Genomic DNA, 15,507 nt, shown 5'->3' on the forward strand with positions numbered 1-15,507 from the left:
TGGAGCCAGATAGAGAAAAGCCTGCAGAAATGCAGGCTTTTTTGCCATTGGATTTGGCTGATCGTCGCAACTTTTCCTCTATACAACCCCTCTCCTCAGACCATAAAATGAGAAACATTATCATTAGTGTGGGTCTGAAATGCAGCACGACAGCACCCCCTCGCCCGTCGCCCAGCTGTACGCCAATCACCACAGCTGGCTCCGAGGCTGGTTGCATCGGCGGCTGGGGCATACGGCCGATGCCGAAGACCTCGCACATGACACCTTTATCCGCGTGCTGCGCTCCCAAGAGGACGTGCGTGCATTACGCCAGCCCATGGCATTTCTGGCCACCATCGCCAACGGCTTGCTGATCAACCGCTGGCGTCGCCAAGCCATCGAACGCGCTTATCTGCAAGCACTGGCGGCGCGGCCGGTGGCCGAGGAGCCTTCGCCGGAAGACCGGCATCTGATGATCGAAACGCTGTTGCAGCTGGATTCGCTGCTGGTCGGTTTGTCGGGGCGGGTGCGGCAGATTTTCTTCTTGTCGCAGCTCGATGGCCTGACCTATCCGCAGATCGCCAAACAATTAAGCCTGACGGTGGCCCAGGTGCAGCGCGCCATGGGTAAGGCATTCAGTGTCTGCTATGCGAGCCGGTTTGAATGAGCAGTGTGGCGGTTGACCCGCAAGTGCGCGACAGTGCCATCGAGTGGCTGGTGCGTCTGCAGTCTGGCTTGATGAATGCCGCCGACCATCAGGCTTTGCAGCAATGGCGTCAGGCCAACCCTGCGCATGAGTACGCCTGGCAGCGGGTCAGCAGCTTGCCGCTGTTGTTGCAACCAGGCGCCAATGTGTTGGCCGACGTCACGGCACGCCAGGCATTGCAGGCGGCCGGGACCGATCCTCATCGCCGTCGTCAGGTGCTCAAGTGCCTGTTGGCGCTGGGGCTGCTCGGCGGCGTTGCCTGGCAAGGTGCGGACTCCACGCGTGTACGCGCGGCGCTGGCGAGTTATCGCACCCGCACTGGCGAACGCCGACACTGGACCCTGGCGGACGGCAGTTCGCTGTGGCTGAACACCGCCAGTGCGGTCAACTTGGACGTGAGCGTAGGCCAACGCAGTGTGCAGTTGGTCGAGGGCGAGCTGGCACTCGATACGCCAGCGGGGTCTGCCTCGTTACAACTGCAAACCCCGAACGCGCTGCTTTATAGCCAGGGTGCCAACCTGTTGGTGCGCCATGATCATCAGAGCACGCAGGTGACTGTTTTGCGCGGGCGGGTGCAAGTGAGTGCGCGGCATCAGCCGACGCCCGTGCCGTTGCAGGCTGGCTGGCAGATAAACGTTGACGACTACGCAATCGGGCGCCCAAGCCCGGTTGACTTGTTGCTGGCCCAGGCCTGGATGCACGGCATCCTGCCTGCCGAACGCATGCGCCTGGATCAATTGATCGCCGAACTCTCGCGCTATCGTCCAGGCTTGCTGCGTTGCAGTGAAGCGGTGGCGGCGCTGCGCATCACCGGCAGTTTCCAGTTGGACGACACCGATGCCGCGCTGGCCCTGGTGGCCAAAACCTTGCCGGTGCGCATCGAGCGAAGAAACCGTTATTGGGTGACGGTGGTGCCCGCGTAAAGTTTTTTTTCGCCGACGCGATAGTTTTTTCGATCTGGCTTGGCCTTTAGGTATTACCCACCGGCACAGGTGGGTTTCGATCCCTAGGAGCCTTGCATGATTTCCCCCGTTAGTGTCTTGCGTCGTCATACGTTCAGCTTGTTGTTTCTCGGCCTGCAACCGTTGTGCGGTGAGCTGGTATTGGCCGTCGGTGAACGCCCGTACAGCATCAGCGCCGGGCCGCTGGACCAGGTGCTGTCGCGCTTTGGTGCCGAAGCCGGGATCAGCATGGCGAGCAGTTCGCTGCTCACTGCGGGCAGGAAAAGCCAGGGGCTGCAGGGCGAATTCAACACTGAGAACGGCCTGGCCCAGGTGCTCTCGGGCACCGGCCTCGACTATCAGCGCCAGGCCGATGGCGGCTATGTGTTGCGCCTGCGCCAGGAGGCCGTGCAGTTGCCGACGCAAAAAGTGACGGGCGAAAATCTCGACGAAGAGGAGGTCTACCGCGCGCCGCGTTCGTCGGTGTATATCTCCGGCGAAGACATGCAGCGTTTTGGCGTGGTGTCGGTGGGTGATGTGCTCAAGGGCCAGCCCGGCGTGCAGGTGGGCGACAGCCGCAATGGCGGCGGGCTGGATGTGAACATTCGTGGCATCCAGGGCCAGAGCCGGGTGGCGGTCACGGTGGACGGCTCGCAGCAGGCGCTGGATGTGTATCGCGGCTATGCCGGTACTCAGCAGCGCAGTTATATCGACCCGGACTTGATCAGCGACATCACCATCGACAAAGGCCCCAGCCTGACCTCCAGCGCCATTGGCGGCACGGTAAAAATGCGCACGCTGGGCGTTGGCGACATCCTCAAGGACGGCCAGAACATCGGCCTGCGCCTCAAGGGCGATGTTTGGAACAACGGCGTCGCCCCGGCTTCCCGCGACCCGCACTCCAAAACCCAGGACCTGTATGCTGAGCCGCACCAGAGCCGCGGCGGGCTGTTCGGCTCGCAGGCCGAAGCCGGCAGCGCCGCGTTTGCCTACACCCATGAGTTTTTCGACGTGGTGGCGGCCTACGCCAAGCGCAACCAGGGCAATTATTTTGCCGGTAAAAAAGGCCAGGACCGCTACCGCACCTACAACCGTTGGGGCGATGAAGACACCAGCGTCGCCACCACCTACAACGCCGGCGAAGAAGTGCTCAACTCCTCAGCGAAGACTGAGTCGTTCCTGCTCAAGACCACCCTGCGCCCGGCGGACGGCCATACCTTCGACCTGGGCTATCGTCGTTATGACGGGCGCATTGGCGAGATCATGCCGTCGGATATCTTCCGTTTCGGCACCGGCGGCATCTATCAGTACCCGCTGGGCCATACCAGGATCGACACCTACACCGCTCGCTACAACTACCTGCCCTCGGGCAACCCGCTGGTGGACCTGACCGCCGACCTGTGGATGACCGACGCCCAAACCAGCCAGCTCACCTCGGTGGCCGCACCTGCGTCCCAGGCTTATCGCTCCGACCGCGCCTGGAGCCGCCAGGCAAACCAGCGCATCGGCGGCGGGCTGGCCAACACCTCACGCTGGGCGACCGACTACGGTGATCTGAAGCTCGACCTCGGCAGCTCGTTCCAGCTCGAAGAACTGCGCCCGCAAAAAGGCGTCGCCACCACCCAGCACGATATCAACGCCAACCGCATGCTGCGCGAAGGCTCGCGGCAGGAATACAGCTTCAATGGCAAACTCGAATACAAACCGGTGGACCGTCTGACCTTATGGGGCGGCGGCCGTTATACCCACTACCGCAGCAAAGACCATATTGCCAATGCCACCGCGCGACGGGAGGAGCGTGACCTGCGCTACCTGCGCGTCTACAACGGCAACAATTCCGGCAACATGATGTGGTTCCCGGACCAGAACGGCGAGTACACCAACGCCACTGATCCGCGCCTGAACAACGGCATCGTGTTCCAGAACACCAACTTCCCCTTCGAAGGCGTGCGCTACAACGACTTTGGCGTGATCGATTCGACGGTTTACCCGTCCCAGGTCGGTGACGTGGTGAGCGGCTATGACTATTCCGGCAAGGCCAGCAACAGCGGCGGGGCATTTTCGCCGGCGCTGGGCATCAATATCGAAGTGCTGCCGGACACCTTTGTGTATGCCTCCTACACCCAGGGGTTTCGCATGCCCTCGTTGTTTGAAACCAGCCAGGGCGTGCTGCAAACCCTGCCCGGCAAGGGCTTGAAACCCGAGCGCTCAAGCAACTGGGAGGTCGGCGCCAGCACGTTGCGCAAAGGGCTGTTGGTCGAGGATGACGCGGCGGCGATCAAGCTCGCCTACTTCAACAACACCATCAAGAACTACATCACCCGCTACTACGACCCAAGCCCAGGCACCTGGGGCCAGATGCGTTTCAGCAACACCGACAGCTACAAGACCAGCGGGCTGGAACTGCAAGCCCGCTACGATGCCGGGCGCGTGTTCGCCGACCTGTCGTCCACCTACTACTTGAAAACCGAAACCTGCGACGCGGCCTTCGCCGCCACACTGCGTGCTACCAGCAACAGCTACCAGAAAACCGCCGACACCCCGAACTGCACGCCGGGCAGCTTCATGGGTTCCTACACCAACACCCAGAACCCACCCCGGCTTGCTGGCAACCTGACCACTGGCCTGCGCTTCTTTGACCAAAGCCTTACGCTCGGCACACGTATTACCTACACCAGCGGCCCCACCGTCACCGCCGACAAACCCTGGCAGACCGGCGCCACCACGCCGCAACTGAACTACCGCGAAGTGGCACTGGTGGATCTGTTCCTCAACTATAAGTTGCAGGAGGACGCGAGCCTGAATGTATCGCTGCAGAACGTCACCGACCGCTACTACCTGGACCCGCTGGCGCAAAGCTTCATGCCGGCGCCGGGGCGCACGTTGCGCGTGGGCGTGCAGGCGAAGTTCTAGGGGCCAGGCAACGCCCATCGGTTAAGGCTGGACACCTTCACCGTGGCGAGCAGGCTTGCCCTGCGTTGGGTGGCGAAGCCGCCCCAATTCGGGTGACGCGGTGAGTCAGCTGGAAGGGGCCAGGGCCGCTGCGCAGCCCAACGCAGGGCAAGCCTGCTCGCCACAAGTGACGGTGTTCGTCGTTCACGCTCGCCCACTGGCAGGCAGCGCCCGTTACTAGCTCTCAGTAGCTTACATCGCCTGCACAATGATCTGGCTTTTCAAGTCATTGACCATGCCTTCAATCGCCGGCTTCATCGCCGCGAAATCTTGCGGGGAGCACAGGGCATCCGGCTTGGTGAAGGTATAGTGGCGCGTGATCAGCACCGTGTTGGCTTTTTTCACAGTGATCGTTCCCACGCTCTGCGTGGGAATGCATCCGGTGACGCTCCGCGTCACGCCTTCAAGCGCTGGAAGCAGAGCGTCCGGGGCGGCATTCCCACGCGGAGCGTGGGAACGATCAATTAACCCCTATCCCCAGGGCAACCTGGGTATCGGCAGGCGCTACCCTCCAGGAGAATCAACTGTATGGCATTCACCACCCTGATACTGGATGCCCCCGGGCCGCCGTTACTGTTTGAGGAAGTCGATCGCTTTCTTGAGCTGGGTCTGGGTGTCACCCTCAACCTGTATTATTTCGCGGACAAAGAGCGCATTCGGCAGCACTACGGCGCGCGCATTCACTATACCGAGATCAACTGTCATGACGAGCCTGGCTTTATTGCCGCCGTGAGTCAGGCCGGGGGCTACAGCGTGTTCAAGACGCGCCTGAACATCCCCTTGGGCGCCGGCCTGATCCGCGCTGCCACCTCGCCAGCGTTGGCCACGCCACTGCGCGCCATTGCCCAGGCTGGCACAGGGGTCAATCATATTGACCGGCTGGCGTGCGAGCAGTGTGGCGTGGCGATCCTTAACACGCCGGGTTCCAACGCGGCCGCTGTTGCCGAATACGTCGTGGCCCAGGCGCTGTATCTGTCGCGCGACCTGGATGACTACAACGCCGAAACGCACAACGGCCATTGGGCAAAAGGCACCTTGGCACCTGCCTGCGAATACGCCGAACTGACGCTTGGGCTGGTGGGCACCGGCAGCATTGCCCGGCAGGTGGCGCGCAAGGCTGCGGCGCTGGGCATCAAGGTGATCGCCACCGGGTCCGAACGCTTTACCGAAGCGGTGGCGCGCAGCCTTGGGCTTGAACGACGGGCGGGTCTTGAACCGTTATTGGCCGAGGCGGACATCGTCTCGATCCACGTACCGCTCACCCCGCAAACCCGAGGCTTGTTCGGCACTGCCGAGTTCCGGCAGATGCGCCAGGGCTCAATCCTCATCAATACCGCGCGCGGCGGGATCGTCGACGAACACCAGTTGGCCGCCTTCATGGGCGAGTTTCCCAGGCATATCAAAGCGGTGGCCATCGATACCTTTGCCCTGGAGAAAGACCGCTTCGACTCGCCATTGACCGCTATTGCCAATGCGCAATTGACGCCGCACATTGCCGGCAATACCACCACGGCAATCCGGACGGCATCACGCCAGATCGTCGACAAGATCCACGCATTCAGTGCCGCCGCCATCGTGCGTTAACCTGCCGGACACAAGGAAGGCCGATGACTCATTCTCGCCCGGCGCGCTGTATTAAAGGCCAAGAGGCTGGTAAGAATGACGTCGGATAGTGAGCCGATGTAATCAATCATGAAACGCCATTTCGAAGATTTGCAGCTGGGCAGCATCGAACTGTTCTGCCTCGCTGTCGAGGCCGGCAGTTTTACCGCTGCTGCGCAGGCTGCGGGCGTTACCCCGGCCGCCGTCAGCCGCAGTATTTCGCGCCTGGAAGAACGCCTGGGCTCGCGCTTGTTTGTGCGCACCACGCGCAGCATTCGCCTCACCGACAGCGGCCGCACATTTTACGAGCAGTGCCGCCAGGCGCTGACGCAACTGGTGGAGGCCCAGCAACAGGTGATGGGCGCGCAGGCGGTGCCGTCCGGGCGCTTGCGCATCAGTGTGCCGACCACCTACGCGCATCACCGCTTGCTGCCGCTGCTGCCCAGGTTCCGTGCGCAGTACCCGCAAGTCACTGTGGATATCCACATCAGCAACCGCAATATCGACTTCGTTGCCGAAGGTTATGACCTGGCCATTCGCGTGCGCGCCCAGCCGGATTCGTCGCTGATCGCGCGGCTGCTGGAAGATGCCGAGCTGGTGGTTGTCGCCGCACCAGCATACTTGCAGCGCGCCGGTACGCCGCAGACGCTGGACGATCTGCCATTGCATGAGTGCATTCAATTTGAATTACCCAGCAACGGCCGGCGCATCCCCTGGCTGTTCCAGCTGCAAGGCCAGGAGCAGGAGTTTGCCGGAGAGGCCGGTTACAGCATTGCCCATGATGTGCTGGGCGGCGTAACCCTGGCCAAACACGGCGCGGGGTTGTTTCAGACCTACAAGTTTATCGTTGAGCGTGAATTGGCCGACGGCAGCCTGGTTGAAGTGCTGAAGCCGTTTGGCGGGCGTTCACGGCCCTTCACCTTGCTGTATCCCCATGGGCGCTATGTGCCGCATCGGGTACGGGCGTTTGTGGACTTTTTGCTGGCATGTCGGGACGAATGGGCGACGCGGTAGCGGCCGTAATGTCCCATGTCAGCAGGAGTTGGCTGATCGCCGCGTCGATATCCTTAAACGGCACGTTATCGCGCGCCAGAATCGAAACGCCCTGCAAGAAACTGTCAAATACCGTCGCCATCGACGCTGCCTGCGTGGTGCCCGGCAATTGCCCAAGACGTATCCCGCGCTCAATGCAGGCCACAATCCCGGCCCGGGTGCGCACGCGCGATTGCGTCAGCGCGTCCGCGACCCGCGCGTTCTCCGGGCTGGGTGCGCTCATCACGCCCAGCGCCACCATGCAGCCTTTGGGGTGCCCGTCTTCACACTGCATGCGCGCCGACTGGCGCAGCGCGGTTTCGATGGCCTTACGCGGGGGCAAAGCCTCATCCCACAGGCATTCGGTGACCTGGGCGTAGGTGGCCAGATAACGCTGCACGCATTCATCGAACAGCGCTTCTTTGGAGCCGAATGCGGCGTAAAAACTCGGCGCGGAGATACCGCCACCCAACCCGGCCTTGAGCTGGGCGAGGGAGGTGGCGTCGTAACCGTGCTGCCAAAACAGGTGCATGGCCTGTTCCACGGCCTGGTCTCGGTCGAAATTACGCGGGCGGCCCATTTGTGCCATGTGGGGAATCCTCTGGGTAAGCGAGATAAATACTAGTCGATACATAAGTCGTTGACAACGAGCTGTGTGTGCACGCAACATTTATATCGATCAGTATCCAAGTCATCTCAAGGAGTCTCCCATGACACCCTCACTCAGCTTATCCGCGGCTCCGACCGGCTGCCCATTGGCGCCTTGCTCGCCCTGGCCATGACCGGCTTTATCTGCATCGTCACCGAAACCCTGCCCGCCGGGCTGTTGCCGTTGATCAGCGACGGCCTGGCGATTTCGCCGTCGATGGCCGGGCAGATGGTCACGGCCTACGCGCTGGGGTCGGTGCTGGCGGTGATTCCCATGACCATTGCCACCCGTGGCTGGCGGCGGCGCAACGTGTTGCTGCTGACTATCGTCGGCTTTCTGCTGTTTAACTCCATCACCGCGCTGTCGTCCCAGTACGGCGTAACCCTGGTGGCGCGGTTCTTTGCCGGCGTGGCGGCAGGGCTGGCCTGGAGCCTGCTGGCCGGTTATGCCCGGCGCATGGTTGCGCCGCATCAACAGGGCCGGGCGCTGGCACTGGCCATGGTGGGTACGCCGATTGCGTTGTCGCTGGGTGTGCCGCTGGGCACTTGGCTGGGCAGCCTGGTGGGCTGGCGTACGACGTTCGGCCTGATGTCGGCGCTGACGCTGCTGCTGATCGTGTGGGTGCTGGTGAAAGTCCCGGACTATCCACCGCAGCCTGCGCACCAGCGGCTGTCCCTGGGCCAAGTGCTGACCACGCCCGGCGTGCGGCCGGTGCTGGCGGTGGTGATCAGTTGGATGTTGGCGCACAACATTTTGTACACCTACATTGCTCCGTTTGTGGCGCGTGCAGGCTTGGCTGAACGTGTGGATTTAGTCTTGCTGGTGTTCGGCATTGCCGCGCTGCTGGGGATCTGGTTGACGGCCAAACTGGTCGAACCGCTGTTGCGCAAGACCGTGCTGGCAAGCCTGGTGACGTTTGCGGCGGTAACCCTGGTGTTCGGCTTTTTGGGTAGCGTGCCGCAGGTGATCTACCTCGGCGTGGCCGTGTGGGGCCTGAGTTTTGGTGGCGCCGCGACACTGCTGCAAACCGCGTTGGCCGATGCCGCTGGAGAGGGCGCGGACGTGGCGCTGTCGCTGAACGTGGTGGCGTGGAACAGCGCCATTGCGGCCAGCGGCGTGGTCGGTGGCGTGTTGCTGGAGACGTGGGGCGCCGCCTCATTTCCATGGGCAATGGCGCTGTTGCTGCTGGTGGCGTTGGTGATTGCCTGCACGGCGCATGCCCATGGCTTCAAACCGGGACGGCGGTCAGCCGATGGGCCAGCGGTGGCGGGGCACTAGGCGCTAAGCGAGCTTCACGGTCATGGTGCCGCCTGCCAGTTCGGCAAGTTGCTTCCCCGGCAGGCGCAGCATCCTGCGTGAAGCGCTGGCGTGCTTTAACGAGGTGGGGAGCCTGGCGCAGGTGGCCTGGAATTCGATCCGTCAGGCGTCGCACTAAAGTTTAAAGTGAGGGTCCATTAGGCTCCTCACTTTAAGATATAAAACATGCACTTACGCATTATTGCAGTCGGCCTGTCGGCGTGTGTTCTGCTCTCGCCCGGCGCGCAGGCCCGCAGCCTGCTGGACCTGATCAAACCACCGGCCCATGAACACACTTCGCGCTCAAGCTCCATCAGCCAAAGCGCGGCCCTTGGTCTCTATTCCCGTCAAGAAAAACAGCTCTCCTTCGACGGCTGCGCGGACCTGTTTCCTGGCGCCACGCCGATCAACACGGCCACCGTACCCGCCTCGATGAAACCCATGGCGCTGTGTTCGGATCACTTTGCGGTGCTCTACTCGCAAACCAGCAAGACGCCTTTGGTGGTGGTCGAGCGTTTGAACGCCGCACAGTTGAAAGACGCCAAGGGTGAAGAGCGCACCAACCAGTTTTATCCCGATCCGCGCATTCCCAAAGGTGCCCGCGCCGAGCTGAGCGACTACCGCAGCCAGCACCCGGCGGTGGACCGCGGCCACCAGTCCCCAGCCGCCGATGCGCCAAGTGCAAATGCCATGGCGCAGTCTTTCGCCTTGTCGAACATGGTGCCGCAAGACCCCACCAATAACCGCAAGATCTGGAGCAAGGTTGAGGCCGACGTGCGCAAGTTCGCGGTACGTGCAGGCGGTAATGTGTTTGTGTTCACCGGCCCGTTGTTTGATGCCGGCTACAGCACCATCGGCGACAACAAGGTGTGGGTGCCGACACGCCTGTTCAAGCTGGTGTACGACGCTTCGTCCAAACGTGCCTGGGCCTATGTGCTGCCCAACGCCGAAACCCGTATCCAGAAGCCGATGGACTACGACACCTTTGTGAAAAGCACCGGGCTCAAGTTGCTTGGCAACTTGCCGGTTACCGGTTCAGTGGGGCGGACATGAGCCCTTTCGGCCGGTCTGACTGACGCTTGATCGGCCCGCTGTACTGACACCCACGGGGTGTCGGCACAGCGAGCGCCTCAGGGCTTTAGACTTTTTCGATCCAGCCTGCCGGCGCTTCAACGTCGCCGTTCTGGATGCCCGTCAACTCATTGAACAAACGTTGGGTCATCGGGCCGGCTTCATGTTCACTGTGGAATACATGCAGGTGATCGTTGTAGCGGATACCGCCAATCGGTGTGATAACCGCTGCGGTGCCGCACGCGCCGGCTTCCTTGTAAGCCGCCAGGTTGTCGATATACACATCCTCTTCCACCGCCTTGAGCCCCAGACGGCTTTGCGCAAGCTCGATCAACGAGGCGCGGGTGATGCCAGGCAATACTGAAGGCGAACGCGGGGTCACAAAGGTGTTGTCATGGGTGATGGCAAAGAAATTCGCCGAGCCGACTTCTTCGATTTTTTTATGGGTCAGCGGGTCGAGGTAAATGCAGTCGGCAAAACCCGCCTGCCGTGCCTCGGTACCGGGTAGCAGGCTGGCCGCGTAGTTTCCGCCGACCTTGGCGGCGCCGGTGCCATTGGGGGCGGCGCGGTCGTAGTCCGAAATGATGAAGTTGCTCGGTTGCAACACGCCTTTGAACAACGCGCCGACCGGGATGCAAAACACGCAGAAGATAAACTCCGGCGCGGTACGCACACCGATGTTATCGCCCACACCGATGACGAAAGGTCGTAGATACAGCGAGCTGCCTGTTCCGTAGGGCGGCAGGAAGCGTTCGTTGGCCTTGATCACCTGCTTGCAGGCATCAATGAATTGCGCGGTCGAGACGGGCGGCATCAGCAGCCGTGAGCAACTGCGCTGCATACGGGCAGCATTCTGATCGGGGCGAAACAGGTTGATCGAACCATCCTTGCAACGGTAGGCCTTCATCCCCTCAAAACACTGCTGGCCATAATGCAACGCGGTTGAGCCTTCGCTGATATGCAGCTGGTTATCTTCGGTCAGTGCACCTTCCTGCCACTGACCGTCACGCCAATGTGCGATGTAACGAAGGTCGGTTTTCCTGTAGCTGAAACCCAGGTTATTCCAATCCAGTTGCGGATGTTCCATATCACGACTCCCGAACCCGGCTACGGGTGGTATTTATTGGTTCCAGTTGATGCTCAAGGAAGCATCAAGCCATTGGTGGTAAGCGCTCGCCGCCTCATCCGAGGCATGTACCGAGAAGATGAACCCTGGGTAGCCGCCAAACGCGGGAGGGGGTGGTGAAAGATGCCCTGCCTCGAAAAAAGTCACGATCCGGGCGGTTTCAGGGTGCTCCGCGACCTTTTCCAGCCCGCTGAAACCGTTGAAACGGCCATCGCCGCGCAGAGGAATGATGTAGTTTGCTGCCACTCTGGCGGCCGGCAGCACATCGGGCAGTGCCGGGGTGGGCAAACCCAGGGCGGCCTTCATGCACAGTGCGGCGAACGACACGCCGGTGCTCTGTTCCACCACAAAGTGCGAGACCCCCGAGCCCCCTATGCGTGCGCCGATTTCAATCACATACGCTTGCTGGTTGGCATCCAGGCGCAGCTCCACATGGGCGGCGCCCATGGTAATGCCCAGTGCCTTGACCCCGGCGCGCGCGGTCTCACACAGGGCCATGATCAAAGGGTCGTCGATATCTCGACGCTGGCGGTAGATCGTTTCTTCAAACCAGGGCCCTTCGGGTTGGCCCTTGTCGCCCACTGCCAGGACATGCACCCCTTCGATATCAACAAAGCACTCCACAACGAATTCTTTACCCGGCAAATACTGTTCAACAACCAGGCCTGCGGCTTTGTCCTGGTCATAGAAACGAGCCAGGTCCTTGCTCTGGACCTCCCAGACCGCGTTGACCAGGGCGGGAAGCTCTTCGGCCGTTTTGGCCAGCATCACACCGGTGCTCGACCAGCCGGAGAGCGGCTTGATCACCAGTGGCAACCCCAGGGCGCGGGTTTGCGACAGGTCGTGCGGGTTATCAATGTAGCAAAAGCCCGGCGATCTCAAGCCTGCTTCGGCAAAGGCCTGGCGCATCAGGTACTTGTTGCGGGCCAGCGCCGCCACATGCGGATCGATGCCAGGTGTACCGATTTTTTGCGCCGCCAGTGACGTCCAGATGATCGCTTCTTCGCGAACCGTCATCACCCCGCCAATCCCTCTCTCTTGCACGCCGGCCGCGAACGCTTCCAACGCCACCTGCGGCTCGTCGAAAACCGGCAGCTGCCAGGTCGACGTGACTGCCGGCAAGTGCGCGGGGGCGCTTTCGGTCGTGTCGTAAATCAGTACCAGTTCAATACCTGCCGCTTCTGCGGCCTCAAATACAAAGGACAACTTGGCACTGCGGTGGCAAACCAACGCCAGCTTTTTCATTGTATTTCCTCACTAACCTGTTGGTTTGGGGCACGACGCTTGAACGTCCAGCCCGAGGCGCCTGATGCATCCATGAATAACAGGGTGATCCCCACCATGACCGCAATCATCGCGACGATTTTTACTGCACCCAAGGTCGTGCCGGAGCCGATCAACCACTCACCGGTGACCACGGCGAACGGTGCCAGCAAGCCAATCGCATTGGCATACAGCACGCCGCCCTCGGCCAAAACCTTCTGGTACAACACATACACCGGCGCCGAGCAGGCAGCCCCCAGGATCAGCACTTTGAGCGCATCCTCAAGGTTCAGGCGCAACAAGGGCGCGGGGTCGAGAATGAACAGCGGCACAAAGCACGCCGCGGCGATCAGTGTGACCCAGGCCAGCGAGTTGATCAGTGGCAAATCCTTGAGGTAGCGCTTGGACAGCAGGCCATAAACGGCGTAGGAAAGCGCCGCGACCAGGGCCAGCGCAATGCCAGACGGGCTGACTGCGCTAACGTCACCGGTGTGGGTATTGAACGCCAGCGCCGCGACACTGACGATCACCACACCCGCCAGTTTGAGCCAGGAAAACCCCAGGCTGCGTGTCAGCAGGCCCAGCAAGTAGGTAATGCCCGGGATCGTCGCCAGGACCATGGTCAGGTCGCTGGCTTTCAGCGTTTTCAAGGCGCCGAAGCTGCAGACAAAATAGAGCGAGAACCCCAGGATCGACAGGATGAAAAACCCCGGCATTCTTGCGAGCAGCGGCTTGGATGCCAGCGGCGGTCGCGTGCCGAACGCCACGATCAACCATAAGGCGGCGGTTGTGGCCCACAGCCTGAGCCCAACGGCATGCATCACCGAAATGCTACCGAGCAGGTTTTTCGAGAGCAGCCAACTGATCGAGAACAACGCGAGAATGGCCACGGTGAACAGCAGCAGACGGACCTTCAATGCATTCATTGGGGGCACTCGGCCAGCACGCGGCGTGCGTAGTGCGTGGCCGGGAAATTGAAACGTGCCAGTGGGGTTTGCGGTGTGCCCAGATGCTGCTGCACATAGGCTTTGGCACCCGCCAGGTAGGTCTCGTCGTCGAGTGCTTCGAGGGCCTCGATATCGGCAATCATCGACACAAGCTTTTGGTCAAGACGCTCGCTGTCAAAGCTGAGGTGGCCGTGCTCGGTTTCGACCAATGCCTTGGCATTGATCAGCATTTCAAAGAGCAAAATCCCGGTGCCGGCATCGAACGTCATGTGTTGGTCCGAGCCCTTGGGGTAGCGGAACATGCGCTCGAGCAGAATGAACTCGGCGATTTCACGCCAAAAGTCCGGACGGTGTTCCAGCACCAGGCGCACCGTAATCAGGTCACACTTGGTTTCTTCCAGCAGGCCGGTAAACCAGTTCAGCTTTATGTACAGGTTTTTGTCCAACGGGCGTGGCCCGGTGTGGTGCGCATAGTCATGGTAATAACCCCATAGGCAACGCGCGTCATACATGTCTGGCTCAGACATCTGGCGGCTGCTCAATTGGCCGAACAGAAACGGGCTTTGGCGCCCGAACAGACGGTCTGCCTCGACGAGTGTCTGTTCGTTGTAGATACGCAGAAACTTGCTGAAGAAGAACAGCGCGAAGGTTTGTTTATCGACCTTGGCTGCCGTCGCCACGGACTCTGGAAACAGCACTATGCAATTGCCTTGCAGGAACCCCTTCGAGGCCGCTCCAAGCTTGATGCATTGAAACGGTGCCACGTACTGCTCGGTGTACTGCGCGGCCTTTGCCAGGTAAGGGGTTTCACTGCGGTAGCCGGTGACCAGCTCCAGCCGAAAGCCTTCGGGGTCAGGGCCGTTGGTCGCGCGCATGGGGGCCAGTAGAAACAAGGCGTCGCCGGGTGCAGGGGTGTTGAAACTGGCGAGAGTTTTATCGAATAGAGGCCGTTGATCCAGGCCATTCTTCAGCCAGTTGCCCAGGTCTTCCAGGGTCGCCGTCAACAGCGGCGCAGATAGCCCGTCGATGATTGCGGCGTGCCGGTCGAGCTCGGTGATCAAGCGGTTGATGAGGGCATGGTCGGCTACGTTCGGCGCCTTGATGCTGCCATCCAGTTCCTGGCGGGCACGCACTTCATCGACGATATTGACCAGGGTCGACAGCGGATCAGGCTTTTGCATGGTCGGCTCGCTTCAGCGAATGGACCAGAAAGGCCATCGGCACCTGGCCGAAATCCTCAATGATGTTCAGCTCATGCAGGTCTGCCGCGACCACGGTGGTCACGCACGCATCTGCCTGGCCAGTGCTGCACAGCACGGCGGCATCGGCATTGCTGTTGGCGAACACTTTGCGGTAGTGGCTTGCCACCAGGGATTGGGGCGCGGGATGGGTTGCCACACTCTTTATCTGGTCGGCGCTGGTACGGCTCGCAAGCACCATGGAGTGGGTCGGCATGATGAAGCTGTCGCACAGTTCCATATCGCCCAGGCGGGTAAAAATCAGCGTATGCAAATCGGGGTACGCGGCGCAGCTTAAAAGATAGCCGTCCTGTTTTCCGGACAACTCATCAAAGGCTTGCTCAAGCGTCTCATGCAGAACAATTCGCTGCGTGCCATTGCGCGCTTCACGAGAATCAAGCCACCACTGCGCGGCGGTGGCGCAATTGGTACCCTCGGGGCCGAGCGTATAGATGGTCGGACTGATAGCCGTGTGCATGCTTTAACTTCCTTGTCAGAGCCCACCGGACAGCGGGCCAGAATCCATTCCTGCCACCCATTGGTGGCTGCCTTGGCGGAGGTTACTGTAGGTTTTTTGTTCAAGCAATACACCCGGCGAAACTAAACGTTGCCACCTTCGCAGGCGTTGCCTGGCCGTCTGAATTCCTGCAAAGGCCGACCCTGTCAGGGTTTATACTCACCGCCAAACTTCCCCCCCGATCAAAT

Annotated in this window: 12 protein-coding genes and 2 pseudogenes; 7 read left to right on the top strand and 7 right to left on the bottom strand. The window is 61.0% G+C overall.

Annotated elements, in window-relative coordinates; translation table 11 throughout:
• Positions 1–139 precede the first annotated feature (139 nt).
• The 3 genes from AB4P96_RS11440 to AB4P96_RS11450 all read left to right on the top strand — a co-directional run bounded on the left by AB4P96_RS11440 (position 140) and on the right by AB4P96_RS11450 (position 4,539).
• Positions 140–646 carry a sigma-70 family RNA polymerase sigma factor gene (locus AB4P96_RS11440; RefSeq protein ID WP_395600775.1) on the top strand — a complete coding sequence of 169 codons (507 nt, stop codon included), beginning with the start codon at positions 140–142 and terminating at the stop codon, positions 644–646.
• Positions 643–1,608 carry a FecR domain-containing protein gene (locus AB4P96_RS11445; RefSeq protein WP_395600776.1) on the top strand — a complete coding sequence of 322 codons (966 nt, stop codon included), beginning with the start codon at positions 643–645 and terminating at the stop codon, positions 1,606–1,608. The genes AB4P96_RS11440 and AB4P96_RS11445 overlap by 4 nt, the downstream gene beginning before the upstream one ends.
• A gap of 96 nt (positions 1,609–1,704) precedes the next feature.
• Positions 1,705–4,539 carry a TonB-dependent receptor domain-containing protein gene (locus AB4P96_RS11450; RefSeq protein ID WP_395600777.1) on the top strand — a complete coding sequence of 945 codons (2,835 nt, stop codon included), beginning with the start codon at positions 1,705–1,707 and terminating at the stop codon, positions 4,537–4,539.
• A 231-nt stretch (positions 4,540–4,770) separates the two neighbouring features.
• On the opposite strand, the pseudogene AB4P96_RS11455 reads toward AB4P96_RS11450, so the two are convergent.
• Positions 4,771–4,923, bottom strand: a pseudogene (locus tag AB4P96_RS11455) (hypothetical protein); the annotation flags it as partial.
• Positions 4,924–5,106: 183 nt separating this feature from the next.
• Between AB4P96_RS11455 and AB4P96_RS11460 the strand changes: the two are divergent.
• Entirely contained in the window at positions 5,107–6,162 is a 1,056-nt protein-coding gene (locus tag AB4P96_RS11460) for an NAD(P)-dependent oxidoreductase (RefSeq protein ID WP_395600778.1), read from the top strand.
• A gap of 108 nt (positions 6,163–6,270) precedes the next feature.
• Positions 6,271–7,194 carry a LysR substrate-binding domain-containing protein gene (locus AB4P96_RS11465; RefSeq protein ID WP_395600779.1) on the top strand — a complete coding sequence of 308 codons (924 nt, stop codon included), beginning with the start codon at positions 6,271–6,273 and terminating at the stop codon, positions 7,192–7,194.
• Here AB4P96_RS11465 and AB4P96_RS11470 read toward each other — a convergent pair.
• Entirely contained in the window at positions 7,097–7,801 is a 705-nt protein-coding gene (locus AB4P96_RS11470; RefSeq protein WP_395600780.1) for a TetR/AcrR family transcriptional regulator, read from the bottom strand. The genes AB4P96_RS11465 and AB4P96_RS11470 overlap by 98 nt on opposite strands.
• 121 nt (positions 7,802–7,922) lie before the next feature.
• Here AB4P96_RS11470 and AB4P96_RS11475 point away from each other — a divergent pair.
• Positions 7,923–9,139 (top strand): annotated as a pseudogene (locus AB4P96_RS11475) (MFS transporter).
• A gap of 204 nt (positions 9,140–9,343) precedes the next feature.
• Positions 9,344–10,210 (top strand): DNA/RNA non-specific endonuclease, encoded by an 867-nt coding sequence (locus AB4P96_RS11480; protein WP_017136998.1) that lies wholly within the window; start codon positions 9,344–9,346, stop codon positions 10,208–10,210.
• Positions 10,211–10,295: 85 nt separating this feature from the next.
• Here AB4P96_RS11480 and AB4P96_RS11485 read toward each other — a convergent pair whose 3' ends face one another.
• Genes AB4P96_RS11485 through AB4P96_RS11505 form a run of 5 tightly spaced genes read right to left on the bottom strand, consistent with a single transcriptional unit; the run spans position 10,296 to position 15,280 of the window.
• On the bottom strand, positions 10,296–11,315 hold the full coding sequence (locus tag AB4P96_RS11485) for a branched-chain amino acid aminotransferase (protein WP_017136997.1): 1,020 nt from the start codon (positions 11,313–11,315) through the stop codon (positions 10,296–10,298).
• Between the two features lie 33 nt (positions 11,316–11,348).
• Positions 11,349–12,599 carry an ATP-grasp domain-containing protein gene (locus AB4P96_RS11490; RefSeq protein WP_395600781.1) on the bottom strand — a complete coding sequence of 417 codons (1,251 nt, stop codon included), beginning with the start codon at positions 12,597–12,599 and terminating at the stop codon, positions 11,349–11,351.
• Complete coding sequence (locus AB4P96_RS11495; RefSeq protein ID WP_395600782.1) at positions 12,596–13,543, bottom strand: DMT family transporter; 948 nt, start codon at positions 13,541–13,543, stop codon at positions 12,596–12,598. Before AB4P96_RS11495 ends, AB4P96_RS11490 begins: the two co-directional genes overlap by 4 nt.
• On the bottom strand, positions 13,540–14,745 hold the full coding sequence (locus AB4P96_RS11500; RefSeq protein WP_099548950.1) for a DUF6421 family protein: 1,206 nt from the start codon (positions 14,743–14,745) through the stop codon (positions 13,540–13,542). Before AB4P96_RS11500 ends, AB4P96_RS11495 begins: the two co-directional genes overlap by 4 nt.
• On the bottom strand, positions 14,732–15,280 hold the full coding sequence (locus tag AB4P96_RS11505; protein WP_017136993.1) for a hypothetical protein: 549 nt from the start codon (positions 15,278–15,280) through the stop codon (positions 14,732–14,734). The genes AB4P96_RS11500 and AB4P96_RS11505 overlap by 14 nt, the downstream gene beginning before the upstream one ends.
• Positions 15,281–15,507: the final 227 nt, after the last annotated feature.

The organism is Pseudomonas sp. B19125 (assembly GCF_044218855.1).
In the GTDB taxonomy this organism is placed as follows: Bacteria; Pseudomonadota; Gammaproteobacteria; order Pseudomonadales; family Pseudomonadaceae; genus Aquipseudomonas; species Aquipseudomonas edaphica.